The organism is Gilvimarinus gilvus (genome assembly GCF_030518155.1).
Taxonomy (GTDB): domain Bacteria; phylum Pseudomonadota; class Gammaproteobacteria; order Pseudomonadales; family Cellvibrionaceae; genus Gilvimarinus; species Gilvimarinus gilvus.
The window spans coordinates 147013-161188 of the sequence record NZ_JAULRU010000617.1 but is presented as its reverse complement, the minus strand read 5'-3'; the positions used below and the strand labels follow the sequence as shown (position 1 = coordinate 161188).

Below are 14176 nucleotides of genomic sequence, written 5' to 3'. Positions count from 1 at the left end.
TTTTTGTAGCACTTACAGGATGTAGGCTCACTTATTTAGGTGAATAGCGCTCACTAACCCCAATGTAAGCCTTCGTGCGGTGTCTGTTTGGCTGTGTTTACCGCTCTCGGACCACTGTGCTGTGGCGCGCGAGTCGTGCCGAAGGGGGGTAGTATAAATACTTTTATGCTTCAGCGCATTTATGCGTCTGAGGCCACAGCCTGCTGTTGATATACCCTGAACAGCGATAGGCCGTGTTGGAGGGGTACGGACATTGGCCCTTTATGGCACTTTCTTACGCTACAGTCCTGACTGGGACTTAACGCTGGGGCGGTTGTGTCTAAAATTGACACTTTGTTCGTGCTACTCTTTTGCTTCCTGGTGGAATGTTTGTGGTCTGGAGGGTGAGTTCCTATCGCTCAACACGTCTCTGGAGCGCCAGTCTGGAAATGAAGAGCCGGAGCCGCTGACCCGATTGCGGTAATACCTCGGGTTGAGTTTGGCGCTAGTGGGTAATGTTGCATGCTGAAGGTTTGGCCAGCGTATTGCGGCACAATATTATCAGAGCTTCACGGGATTGATGGTTTATTTGCTATGTGTACACTCGCCCGAGATAATACCCCTTTACACCTTACATTTCCCTGTTCTGAGATCCCTATATGTCACTTCCCCCCTGTCCCAAATGCAACTCTGAGTTTGTCTATCAGGACCAAGCTTTACTCATTTGCCCAGAGTGCGCTCACGAGTGGTCTGCCAGTGGCGAGGACAGCGCTGATGAGGAGCCGTTTGTGCGCGACTCTAATGGTAACAAGCTGGTTGAGGGTGATACCGCGACCCTGGCGAAGGATTTGAAGGTAAAAGGCACCTCTGACGTTCTTAAAGTAGGCACCAAGGTGACAATAAAGCGCATTGCCGATGGCGACCACAATATCGACTGCAAGCTCGCCAAGGGCGGCGATATGATGCTGAAAAGCGAATTTGTAAAGAAGGCCTAGTCGATTGCGCAGAGTTTGGCGTACATTTTGTTGTCGTCAAAGTCCGGAAAATTTTTGGTGTCTACTGGGTGTTTAATAAGTTCAATAATGGATGACGTATGCCATCTTCCGAGCATTAACCTTTTTTGCACCAGTTGTTTGTACGGTGGCGGAGGTGGCGGATTTTTACGTAGGTGTCGGCGCGTGTTGCACGTGACACAAGCGGCTACTATGTTGGACTTTGAGTCGCTTCCTCCGTCGCACTTCGCTCTTAATTGCTCGGCGATAGCCCCCTCATGCATCATTGCTGTACAGCGAAAAGAGTGTGTTGGGCGGTTAGAGGGAAAGTTCGGCAAATGTCCTAAAAATAACCTGAATAACAGTGGCAAGGTCAGTCGCCGATCTCTGGCGCCCGAGCAATTCAAATGCCCGGGCACGCATCCATTTACAAGCCAATATCGGGGTCGATCTCCACCGAGAACGTGGCTCCTTGTTCGACCGTAAAATCGTTTTGCAGCACCACCTCTCTGCCGGCGGTAGCGCTGGTGTCGCCGGAGATTATTACCGCGCCATCGTAAGTGACGCTTATGCAGGCTTCGTGTTCATTGGTGCCGGTATAGATAGAAGACAGTGTTTGGCGCGAGGACGCGAAGGTACAGTTATTGGCCACAACGTCATTCCAGCCCATATCCTGTAGCATCTCGCCGGTGAGCAGGAGCTTCTCGGAGCCGGTGGCGCTGGGCTCCATCAACTCGTGGTTGCCGTCGGCGGTTTGAATGGCCGTGTCCCAGTGGGAAACCGAAGAGCCTCCCTGCACCGGGTCCGGGGCGTACATTTGGGCGTGGCCGCCGGAGACGCCGCCCGTCAACGAGCCGAGAGCCGCCGTCACATTGGCGCCTACCCAGTGTAAGTCTGAGGTGTCAATGGCCGAATTCATGCGCTCGGTATCGTTCATCTCGGACCACAGCTTGCCGGTGCTGTGATCCTCCAGAAACTTCATGTATATATCATCCCTATCGGAAAAACGCGCGCCGCTGGCCTTGTCAACAAAAGTCAGCACACCAATGCCGTGGCCAATCTCATGCAATGCGGTGGCAAAGAAGCTAGTGGTTCCGGGCGGTGCCTCACCCAGGGCGTAATACCATGTGTTTGATCCCAGGCAGCTCGTGCTTTCATCGATTTTTTTATTGAACTCCGAAGTGATATCAGGGGTCCCAGGGATAAGGTCCTCATTGGCAATTCTGTTGGCCAACGCGATGGAGTACCAAGTGTTCGCTTCTGAAGGGGCGCTTCCGCCCGGTCCGGCTGCCCAGTCACGACTTACCGACCGGGGGCCGGCCGAGCCCAGTATGGCGCTGAATTCATCACACGCTTTGTCAGTCATTTGAGCCGCCACTTCAATGACTACATTGCTGTCTAACCTGCGCTCCCAAAACTCTAGCGCCCGCTCAAAAGCCCAGCGTCTTTGTTCGCCAAGGGTAGCCCCTGGATTGCCATCGTCACTGGAGGCTGCATGGGGTGGGTCGATGGAGTTGAAGCCTACAAGAGCCCCGTCGCCATACACTGGCGTCAATACAGCATCGGCCAGTGTGCCTGCGCTCCACAGTGAAATTATTGCACAAAGAAGAGTGCGTCGGAGCATCATGGCGCATCTTCCTCTGGTGATGTGTGGTCACTAAGCATTCGGCGACTGATTTCAGGGCCATCGGGGCTTAAGAACATTTCCCCCCCAATTCTTTGCGTCTTTACATTGCCGTCTTTGTCGATGGTCGCCATCGTGCCCTGCTGGAAGCGCCCCTGTAAATCAACTACAACCGTCCCGTTAGGCAAAGTCTCGGGGACTATGCCAACATCGGAGGTGCTGAAACTGCGCAACGCATTATTGTCGACCGGCAAGGCTACACCTTTAGGCGGTGGTTCTTTCGACAGCTCGCCAGTGTTCGGGTCGAGCCAAGCGGTCCAGCCACCTTGGTAGGTGTCTGCCTCGGCATCTGGCTGGCTGGAATCGTCGGTTTCAGCGATTACCAACGGCGCGGCTAGTATCACTGACAGTATGCCCAAGCCGAAAAGGCATTTTGATGCGAACGTCTGATCCATCACTATCTCGCTAATTTTTTTGTTAACAACCTTGCAATTTTAGGTGCCAGCTTGCCCAAATTCAAGCGGTAAACCCGTATGGCAAAGAAACAGTCGACAAGACCGGCCAGCAGCTCTGCTAATGTGAGGGTTTGGAATAAAGAAGCTCAAATTTTGAGTTGAACGGTCTTAAAAAATTACAACGCTTTTCTCCGGAAGCAGGCATATTTCATCATTGCACGCCTGTAGAGGAAGGTTAACTTTCGTCTTGTGGGTTTCTTCGTTTGGCTTCTTAGTAATTACAATCGAAAATTCACCTGCAAAAAGACTTAACGGCTCTCTTTGAAAACCAAGCGTTTGTGTGATGGGTTCAGGATATTCGACAGTCAACACAGAACTGGACTCTACAATGGTCGGCTTGAGGTAGTCTTGCAGTGGTGTGTTCGAGTTTATATGCCACCCGTCATTCAGGGTAAACTCTAACGCAAGCGAGGCGCAGGCATTGTCTATTTTTTTCGCGCAAACAATGCTAAAACGGCCCATGCCATTGGCGAAATATCGGACATTCCCAGAGCTTCCATGCAGCCCGTTATTCAGATGGGTCAGGGAGGAGATGTGTCCGATTGTTGATTCCGAAGCGCGACTTTTAATCTGATTCAGAATGCTCACGCTCGGTTTGAACAGCTTGGGGTCAAGCGTTCTGTTTTTGAGTGCAAGCTCTACTTCCTGCAATATGACAATAGGGGACATCAACTCGCCATCCGCAAGGCTGGGCGAGGCGCTTGGCCCCAACTCTGTGGCTTTGGTGAGTTGCGGTGGCGAAGAATAAGCTTTGGCAGAGTAATATATAGTTTTTGCTCGATCCAGCCATTTAGGGTTTTGTGTAACATCATAGAGCCCAACATAACCTCGGCTAAGATAGGCGTAATCCTCGAGGCTGAAAAGCTCTTGGCTTGTGTCTGATGTCCTAAACAGCTTTCCCGTTTTCGTGTCGAACCTGGACACCCATAGTGCATCACCAACGCTTTGGGCTATCTTGAGATAGTCTTCTCTGTTGAGCTCTCGTGACGCCATTGCCAAAGAGTGGATCATGAGTCCGTTCCAGCTTGTAATTACTTTGTCGTCTCTGTGTAAGTCGCCACGAGCATGACGTTTTTGGGATAACTTGTTGAGCGCTTTTGATATTTCAGGAGACCGATATTCAGGTTTACTCAAAACACCCATTTTCCGGTTCGATTTATTGTCGGCAGGTTTAAAGGAGTAGTACGATATACCTTCCACTTCTAAAGCGTCTTCGATGTCCGCTTCTGCCCACAAATAAAATCCCCCTTCTTCGCCTTTAAAGTCCGCGTCCAGAGCGGAATAGAAGCCTTCCCCTGCTTGATAGAGATGCTCAATGGCAAAATCCAGAGTTTCCGTCGCAATAAACTGATAGTCTTCATCGTACAAAACTTGCCAGGCCTCCAGGTAAACCTGAGCCATCAGCGCTTGGTTGTACAACATTTTCTCGTAGTGGGGAACGATCCATTCCTTGTCTGTAGAGTATCGGTGAAAGCCGCCGTCTACATGATCCCGAATGCCTCCGTTCATCATGTTGTTGAGCTGTACTAACAGGAGTTTTTCCAGGTCGGGGGCCGCGCTCCTTCGCAGTTCATCGAGTAAATACAGTAGCAATGTTTCCTGCGGGAATTTGACTTCTCCCTTCAGTCCTCCGAACTCGCTGTCCAGTGCGGTCAAGATCTTGTTTTTTGAGCTGTTTAAAAGTTCGGCAGTGTCGATATCTGCGTGATTGCCGCCTTCAGTTTCAGGGGGCGCGACTAATTCTGAGATGGTTCTCGCTGTTGCCAGTAGAAATTCCGGGTTGTTTTTCCAGGTGGTGTCCACGCGAGTCAGTAAATTAATGAGCTTGTCTTTTGGTAGGTAAGAGTCAATGTAGATTGGCAAGCCTTCGCTGTTGATGATGGCCGTAATCGGCCAGCCAGCAGAGCCTTTGACCGCCTCTAGCAAGGAGGCGTAATACCTGTCAATTTGTGGTAGCTCCTCTCGGTCGATTTTTATCGCGATATAAGAGCTATTGACCGCCTTTGCTACCTCGGCATCAGAAAAGCTCTCCTTTGCCATTGTGTGACACCAATGGCATGTAGAGTAGCCTATGGATAGAAAGATGAGCTTGTTTTCAGCCTTAGCTTGCTCTAAATATTTGCTGCGCCAAGGCTTCCAGTTCACGGGGTTCTTGGCGTGTTGGCGCAAATAAGGGGAGCTGCTGTTAACCAAAGCGTTTAAGTACTTTCCCTCTGCTTTGGAGAAAACTTTATCCTCGTTTTTTCGCTTTGCGGCTTTATTCCATTGGTCAAACTGAGTTTTCTCTCGTTCCGGCAGGCTTGGGGGGCGCTTAAACACTGCATCAGCGTTCACTTGAAAACTGATGCAGATAACGAAGATAAATAAACCAGCCAACTTCATGGCTTTTGATATCGGCATTAAATCACTTCTGCTCGATTACATGGGAGTGGTTTAATGTCAGTGTGTCAATGGTGGTTGTGTCCCCATTGGGCCAGATGACGTTTACTTTATCTATTTTCTGATCGCCCAGGCCAATATGTTGCTCTTTAGGGTGAGCGGACATATAGCCAATTGTGCTGTGGACTTCTCTCCAGATTTTATCGCCGGCAGAGGTGTGAAGCACTATTCGTGCACCAATGGCGTCTCGCGAAACTCCTTTAGTCGGGTCCCCAATAAGCTTAACTTTTACCCAATTGGAGCTGTTTTCTGAGCCTTCCAGTTCGTTCCTGTAGAAGTATGCTTTTTCGTGGTAGTTGTTCAGAATCACATCCAGGTCGCCATCATTGTCAAAGTCCAGATACGCTGCACTTCTTGAATTACCGACTAGGTCCATCCCCGACTCTTTTGATCGGTTGTTAAGCTTTCCGTTTTGATTAACAAAAAAGACATTGGACTCTTTTGTCGCGACAGGCATGTAGACATTTTTGGCCTCATTAGAATGAGGGTCGGTATAGTATGGGTTTGCACTGCTGTATATATTAAATTCATTCATGCCGTTGGTGACATATAGATCGTTATCTCCATCATTGTCGAAATCAAAGAAGTCAGCGTCCCAGGACCACCCCGTAGACGAATAGCCTCTTCCCACGGCATCACTTAGCTCGTAAGAAGGTGAAGTGCCAGGCCTTGACAAGAAAAGATCGTTAGCTTCGACAACTCTCATGTTCGCTAATTTCTCCGCATTGAACTTCATGGTGGTGTCTTCGTTGGGCAAGACATACTTTTCATCTTTATTCATGGTGACAATATTTGAAATATATATGTCGGGCCGTAAGTCTTGATTGAGGTCTGCTATGCCAATGTTCATGGTGTAAGACGGCTTGTCCGTTCCCAGCTCTTTGGAGATATTCTTGAACTGGTTGTTGCCCATATTTTTCAAGTACGCGTTCACACCAAAGTCGTTGCCAACAATTAAATCCTGCAGTCCGTCCCCGTCAAGGTCTGTATGCGCTACGGCTTGCCCCCATCCGGTGTTTGCGGTTCCACTACCTTTGGTGATGTTTTTAAACTTGAATCCGCCCATATTTTTGAATAGCTGATTGGGTAACCCGTTGTCGTTTCTTCTTTTAAGTGTGGGCAGGACACCTTTTGTGTAGTGACCAAAATAGGTGATATAAATATCTAATAGCCCGTCATTGTCAAAGTCAGCTACCGTTGCTGGTCCGCCAACCAAATTGGTGCCGCCTAGATTGGCTATATCGGTAACATCCTCAAATTGTCCGTTGCCCAAATTCTTATAGGCTCGGTGAGAATCTTCGACATAAGTGATAACAATGTCCTGCAGGCCGTCGTTGTCGAGGTCGGCAATAATGGGTTGCCGAGGCTCGCCGGGTGTGTTGTCAGTCTCTCGTTTCCAGCCCAGTCCGGAAGACTCGGTGATGTCGACAAACTTCTCTCCGTTTTTATTGAGATAGAGCTTGTTGCCCAGGCCGCCAAGGATCAGAATGTCGTCATAACCGTCGTTATTAATGTCCTCAGCCGCGACCCCGCTGCCGCCAAATGCCGGAGGGATTGTGATGACACCTACGCCTTCTCCTTTATCCAGATAGCTCCTAAGTTGACGGTTTAGCCAGTCCGAAGTTCGATGCATAAAGTCAATGCCAGTCGCAGACGAAATATCGGTAAAGAATGTTGTGCTCGACTGAGGGGCGGCGTCGGCTCCAGAAGAGACGATTTTATTCTCTTTGTCGTCGACACTCTTAATGCTCGCGTGGCGATTTACTTTGGCTTGAATGGATTTAAGCCCAGAAACAAATGCGGCGGACGATATCCTTTCTTGATTCTGTGATTTTGCTATATCTCCTGCCGTTCGCAACGACAAGACGCCGAACTGAGCGATGTTTTCCGTAATGAGCTCCAGTGCAAACGGGTCCGGCTGAAGCTTTGCATTAAAGTCGGGAGAGTTGATGGCAAACTCCAGGTAGCGCCAGTGTAGCCCGCCATCGCGAAAAGAATCCATATCGTAAGATTCTATGGCTACTTGATCGCTTTTGCCGAGTTTAGGGAAAAATAATGCGTCTTCATACTCATCAATTTGGTGGGGGATAAATACATCCACCAAGGACTGAACGTCTTTCTCCTGGATCGTTGAGTGCCCTCTTGCGAGCGCAATTTTTTCGGATTCTAGATAAAAGTCGCTTGCAAACTGTATTAGCGTTTCAGTGTAAAGAGTTTGAAATTGTTTCGCTTCTTCGGGGTCTTTCGGCCAGCTGACTCGTGCGAAATACACTTGTAAGTTTCTTATGAAAAGTTGCTGTGAGATGTTGTTGTAAACTTCGTATGAATCGACTTTTTGCTTTATGATCTTTTTGATCAGAGACAGGTCTGCAGCCTGGGGCTCGGCTGTTTTTGCGGGGAGGGGATTTCCTTTTTTCTGTGCTTCCGATTTTTGCGGTCCTAAAAGTTCTGTCCATACGGAAACCAAGTTGTCAACGCTAATCTCGTGTTTGTCGCTTCTTCTGGCTTTTTCGTCAGAGATCTTTAATACCGCCAGGCTGTGAAGGTCTAGGGCTTCCTTAAGTTTGCCGATGACTTCTTGGTCGATGGGTAGCAGGTTTGAGTTAAGATCAAACAGCGATTCTTGCTGCACCGCTAATATGGCTCGCAAAGCATAGGCAATAGTGGAGTATTGGCGTTTATCCACATTGTTGATGTTGATTTGCTTGCCGTCGGAGTAGGTTACTTGCCAGTGGTCGTCCTTTCCCTGTTGATAGCGCATCGAGCCGGCCAATGCCTGGTTTAACGTTTCGAGTGTTACCGATGACTGCCCATTTTGTTTCGCTTTAACGCTAGCCTTTTCCCAAATTGACTGTGCAAATTGCTTCTGTAGCAAGTTTTTGCTAAAGCGCGCCTCGTTCGATAGCGGTGTTCCGAACATGAAGTCTTCTAGTCTGGACGCCGTGGCATAGCACTTGGGGTCTCTCTCTTTTTCAAGAAGCTTAATCTGATTGACGATGTCCTCAATCGAGTCTTCGGCTTGCGAGCTGGTAATTGCTAGACTGTATGCCGAGCAGAGTAACGTACAAGAAAAAACGACGGTTTTAGTGATTTTTATCATTGAGTGGGTTGCTCCAAGCTTTTTCGATTTCTTTTGGTTTTCTACCTACAGTCTAGGGATCGTAGCGTGCGGCCATGGGTGGGGGCTGTCACGGGGTGCTCTCAGTTAGTGAAAAGCCATAATGTGTTGTCGCCTCGAGCCTGGTATTACTGCGTGCAGATCTCAAGACGTTCTAAATAATCCTTAAAAAAGAGTCCCGGCTCAGTGAGGTGGAGCCTGCCCCCTGATCTGACGCCGATGATAGATCGGTTAAGCACGGGTTTCCAGTGCTCATTAGCGTCGGCCGCTATTGACGGGCCGGCGAGTGGGAGTCTCAGGAAGGCCGCCAGTGGGTGTGCGTAGCCATTTTCCGCCCCAACAAGGTGAATTATGAAGTGTGACGCTTCTCACGGATGGTCTGTGATGCTATTCTGTACAGAGGTCCGCATTATTTGCTTTGCAGGCAGCCACAAGGGGCCCCAACATGCAACTAACTTAGGTTAATTGCCATATCGGGGGTGGTAATGGGGGTTATAACTTAAAAACGGTCGGTTCAACTTAGCTTAACCATACCGTAACAACAAGAATATCAGGGCAGATAATATGCACTCAACGCAAGCGGCGGCCGACCGGTCGGGTAGGTTCCGGCGGTTTATCATCTCGGTTATCACCACTTTTTTTGCTCTAGCCTTCGCCGGCGAGGTGGCGGCTCAACCGACTTTCTCGAAAACGTTTTCCCCTGACATTATCGGCCCCGGCAGTGTTAGCACGCTGACCTTCACGATCAACAACGGCACCGCCTCGCCGGTTACCGACCTGGCTTTTACTGATAACCTCCCATCACTCGGTCCCGGACAGCTGACAATCGCCGATCCTACCTTTCTTAGCAATGATTGCGGTGGGACCCTGACGGCGCCAGCCGGCGGCACGACCATCACCCTGAGCGACGGTTTTGTCGGCGGGTCCAGTAGTTGTCAGGTCACAGTCGATGTCACCGGCACTACGCCAGGCGCGTACAACAACAACTCCGGCGACTTGACCTCTTCGGCCGGCAACAGCGGCCCGGCGCCGGATACGCTGACGATTGCCGATGATCGCCCTGGTTTCACCAAGAGCTTCGCCCCGAGCTCGGTGCAATTCGGTGCGCGCAGTACCCTGATTTTTACGATCGACAACTCGCTGAATGCCGATGCTATGAGTAGTTTGGCTTTCACTGATGCGCTTCCCGTGGGCCTTGAAGTTTCCAGCCCCGCCAACGCTGTCAATGATTGCAACGGCAGTGTACTGACTGCTGTGCCTGGAAGTAGCACTATTTCCCTCGCCAATGATTTTGCAGACCCTGGCACTCTTGCCCCCGGTGCCATGTGCACGATTACCGTCGATGTTCAGGCCACAGGCGTGGGAACGCTGAATAACCGGACTGAGGAGCTAACCTCCGTCTCCGGCTTCTCCTCTCCTCTAGGTAGCGGCATGGCGAGCGCTTCGGTCGAAGTCGTAGTCGACGAACTGGCACTGATCAAGAATTTCATTGATGACCCAGTCCTCCCGGGCGGGACTGCAACCCTTGAGTTTCAGATCACCAACTTCGACCGTGTCGAGACAGTCACCGATATCACCTTTACGGACGACCTCGACGCCACCTTGTCGGGGCTTGTTGCCACCGGACTGCCAGCCAATGATATCTGTGGTACCGGTTCAAGCCTGACCGGCACAAACGTGCTGACGCTGACCGGTGCATCTTTGAGCTCAGGAGCGAGTTGTACTTTTTCAGTGACTCTCAATGTACCTGCTGGTGCAACCCCGGGCAGCTATGCCAACACCACCAGTGCGGTTACCGGCAGTACTGCCGGCGGTCCGATCAGCGGCCAGCCTGCCTCTGACGATCTGGTCGTTGACGTATTTCCCGTGCTGACTAAGATGTTCTTGGATGATCCTGTGGGAGCTGGTGATACGACGCGTCTCGAATTCACCATTGAGAATACCAGCACCAGCGCCAGCGCCACATCCATAGCGTTTACCGACATTGTTGTTGGGTCGCTTAGTGTTGACAGTCTGCCGGCCAACGGTTTCTGTGGCGCTGGATCGTTTATCTTCGTAAATACAGTTGGTGGCATCCCTCAGCTGAATATCTCAGGCGCCAATTTGGCGCCTCGTGCAAGCTGCACTTTTGAGGTCATTCTGCAGGTGCCGGTTGGGGCCCCCTCCGAATCGTTACTCAGCACCACGAGCGAGATTACCGCAACGGTTGACAGCCAAACCCGCACTGGCCCCGCGGCCGCAGACTCACTGGCCGTGGTCGGCGCTCCTAGATTAACCAAATCGTTCCTCGGAGATCCCGTGGATTCAGGGGCCACTGTGACGTTGGAATTTACACTGGAGCATAGCGAATTCGCCCCCGGTAGTGCCACCGGTATTGCCTTTACCGATGATCTCGACGCTGTCCTTACCGGGCTGGTGGCCACCGGGCTGCCTCAGACTGACATATGTGGTGCAGGCTCGTCGATCACGGGTACATCCTCGCTCAGCTTCACTGGCGGATCACTGGCCGCGGGCGCAACCTGTACCTTTAGTGTTGACCTGACCGTACCCGCTGGAGCCGCACCGGGCGTCCACCCGAATACCACAAGTGACGTCTCGGCAACGGTGAGCGGGGTGTCAACCAGCGGCTTACCGGCCAATGACAATCTGCTTATCTCCGCTGTCGAGCTCACTAAAGAGTTTATTGGAGACCCGGTGCTGCCGGGGGCTAGCCTGCCGCTGCGTTTCACTATTACGAATACCAACCCAGATTTCGATGCCACCAGCATCACTTTTTCCGACGATCTTGACGACGCTCTGTCTGGCCTCGTCGCGACCGGCCTGCCGTTAGATGACATCTGTGGTAGTGGCTCTCAGGTCGTCGGTTTGAGCAGTAACAGTCTCTTATTTTTCATCGGTGGTGAGCTGGCACCGCAGGCGTCGTGTACGTTCGATGTGACCGTTCAGGTGCCGCCGGGTGCTGCCACAGGGACCTACGTCAACACCACTGGCGCAGGCAGCGCGACTCTCGATGGAGGATTCGTTCCGTTCGGTAACGCTCAGGACGATCTGATCGTGGACAACAACTTGCTTTCGCTGGTTAAACAGTTTACGGATGACCCGGGCACTCCCGGTGGAACTGTGACGCTGGCGTTCACCCTTACCAACGATAGCCTTACTGATTCGGTTGCCGATATCAGTTTTTCTGACGATCTGGATGCGGTATTCAATGGTTTGGAATCGGAAAGCGGTACGCAAAACGGTATATGCGGTGTTGGCTCTCAATTGTCAGGTACCAGCACTCTTAACTTTACGGGTGGTGCTCTGCCTGCAGGTCAATCGTGCAGTTTTTCGGTAACATTGCGGATCCCCGGCAACGCTACTGGCAGCGCCACTAGCACCACATCCGCTGTCACCGGTGCTGTCGGTGGCGTAGCAGCCACCGGCATTGCTGCGAGCGATACACTGAGCATCAACAATGTTGATTTCTTAAAGAGTTTTTCCGGGCCCAGTGCTGCGAGCAATACCGTGACATTGAGTTTTACCCTAGAAAATTTCGATGCCACTGCTGGAATTAGTGGGTTGTCGTTTACCGACGACCTTAACGCTGTAATCGCTGGCTTGATTGCAACTAACACTCCGCAGACCAGCATTTGTGGCGCCAGCTCGCAACTTGGCGGCACCAGCCTGTTAACCTTCAGTGGTGGCGAACTTGGCCCCGGCCAATCTTGCACCTTCGATGTCGAGCTGCAGGTGCCGGTGTCGGCCACACCGGGCGGCTTCAATAGCATTACATCGAATCTGACGAGCAACGGGTTATATGTGTCTGCTGCGGTCTCGGACATCTTGCAGATCGAGCCACCGCCGTCATTCGCAAAGGTATTTATGCCCAATGCCATTGCCCTTGGCGGCACTACAACACTGACGTTTACTATCGATAACAGCGCCAGCACCTTGGCCGCGAGCTCGCTGGCGTTTACCGATAACCTGCCCGCCGGCCTCGTTGTCGCCGGCGCGCCCAATGCCTCCAACACCTGCGGCGGCACCCTAACGGCTGTCGCAGGAGCGGGCACTATCGCGCTCAGCGGTGGCGGTGTTGCCGCCGGCGGCCAGTGCTCCATTCAAGTTGATGTTGTCGGCAACGCCGAGGGGACATTTGTTAATACTTCGGGTGCATTAACATCGAGCTCCGGAACCAGCGGCGCTGCTACCGACATTATTGATGTCGTCATAGGTGACTTTGTCCTGCTCAAGTCATTCCGCACCCAGCCTGTGATACCGGGTGGCTTGGTCGAAATGGAATTGTCGGTTGTTAACGGCTCGGTCTTTGCTCTCACAGACATTGCGCTGACCGACGACCTCGATACTGTCCTTTCGGGCCTGGTGGCTGAAGGGCTACCGATTGCCGATACCTGTGGTGCCGGATCGTCGCTCACTGGCACAAGTATTGTTGCGCTGACGGGGGGCAACCTGCCCGCAAGCGGCTCTTGCACCGTGGTGGTTCCAGTGCGCGTACCGGTCGATGCGCCGACCGGTACTTATACCAATACCACCAGTGCTGCCTCCGCTACGCGCCAGGGTATCCCGGTTGCAGCAGCGGCAGACAGTGCGGATCTGGTGATCGAGCCTCTTGTACTCACCAAGGTCATTGACCCGAGTACTGTCGCGCCCGACTCGACAACCACGGCTACCTACCAAATTACCAACCCGGATCCGGCCAATGCCGCAACTGTACTGGCTTTTAGTGATGATTTGGATGATCTGGTGACGGGCTTGACCGCAACTAATACACCGATTAACGATGTCTGTGGTAGCGGCTCTCAAGTTAGCGGTGCCAGCTTGCTCACATTCAGTGGTGGGACGGTAGGCGCTGGTGGGTCTTGTACATTTGATGTTGAGCTATTGGTACCGAGTACCGCCACCCCAGGCAATTACAGCAGTGTCACATCCAGTCTAACGAGTAGCGCTCAGCCTGTGGCCGATCCAGCCTCGGCAGCACTGGAAGTTGTGGCGCCTCCGACATTCGCCAAAGCGTTTGTGCCCAGTGATATAGCCCTTGGCGGCACTACAACACTGACGTTTACTATCGATAACAGCGCCAGCACCTTGGCCGCGAGCTCGCTTGCGTTTACTGATAACCTGCCGGCAGGGCTCGAAGTGGCCACGGCGCCGAACGCCTCCAGCAGCTGCGGCGGCACTGTGACAGCTATCGCCGGAGCCACTACGATTGGGTTCAGTGGGGGCAGTGTTGCTGCAAGTAGTCAATGCACCCTCCAGGTTGATGTGCTTGGTATTGCCAATGGCACAATTGTTAGCACCAGTGGCGCGTTGACTTCGAGCTCCGGTGACAGCGGCACTGCCACCGCCAGCTTGGCGATTGGTCAGGCTGCCAGGTCGCCGGCGTCGCTCCCTGCGATTAGCTTCAAGTGGCTTATTTTACTGACGTTGTTATTACTCGCCGTTGGCTGGCGAGCTTTGCGAGCAACAAACCACAAAGCGGGGTACGGGTAGATATAGGCCGGCCCTCGGC

6 protein-coding genes are annotated in these 14176 nt (G+C 52.0%); 2 read left to right on the top strand and 4 right to left on the bottom strand.

Features of this window, described 5'->3' with window-relative positions; all coding sequences use genetic code 11:
- Window positions 1-638: 638 nt before the first annotated feature.
- Window positions 639-974, top strand: a complete 336-nt coding sequence (locus QWI17_RS15865) for a zinc ribbon domain-containing protein YjdM (protein WP_302723495.1) — start codon at window positions 639-641, stop codon at window positions 972-974.
- A gap of 424 nt (window positions 975-1398) precedes the next feature.
- On the opposite strand, the gene QWI17_RS15860 is transcribed toward QWI17_RS15865, so the two are convergent.
- The 4 genes from QWI17_RS15860 to QWI17_RS15845 form a co-directional block, all read right to left on the bottom strand.
- On the bottom strand, window positions 1399-2598 hold the full coding sequence (locus QWI17_RS15860) for a hypothetical protein (protein WP_302723494.1): 1200 nt from the start codon (window positions 2596-2598) through the stop codon (window positions 1399-1401).
- Complete coding sequence (locus tag QWI17_RS15855) at window positions 2595-3050, bottom strand: post-PEP-CTERM-1 domain-containing protein (protein WP_302723493.1); 456 nt, start codon at window positions 3048-3050, stop codon at window positions 2595-2597. Before QWI17_RS15855 ends, QWI17_RS15860 begins: the two co-directional genes overlap by 4 nt.
- A 168-nt stretch (window positions 3051-3218) precedes the next feature.
- Entirely contained in the window at window positions 3219-5492 is a 2274-nt protein-coding gene (locus tag QWI17_RS15850; RefSeq protein WP_302723623.1) for a thioredoxin domain-containing protein, read from the bottom strand.
- A gap of 22 nt (window positions 5493-5514) precedes the next feature.
- Window positions 5515-8649, bottom strand: a complete 3135-nt coding sequence (locus tag QWI17_RS15845) for a CRTAC1 family protein (protein WP_302723492.1) — start codon at window positions 8647-8649, stop codon at window positions 5515-5517.
- Between the two features lie 582 nt (window positions 8650-9231).
- On the opposite strand from QWI17_RS15845, the gene QWI17_RS15840 reads away from it, so the two are divergent.
- Entirely contained in the window at window positions 9232-14157 is a 4926-nt protein-coding gene (locus tag QWI17_RS15840; protein WP_302723491.1) for a beta strand repeat-containing protein, read from the top strand.
- The last annotated feature ends 19 nt before the right edge of the window (window positions 14158-14176 follow it).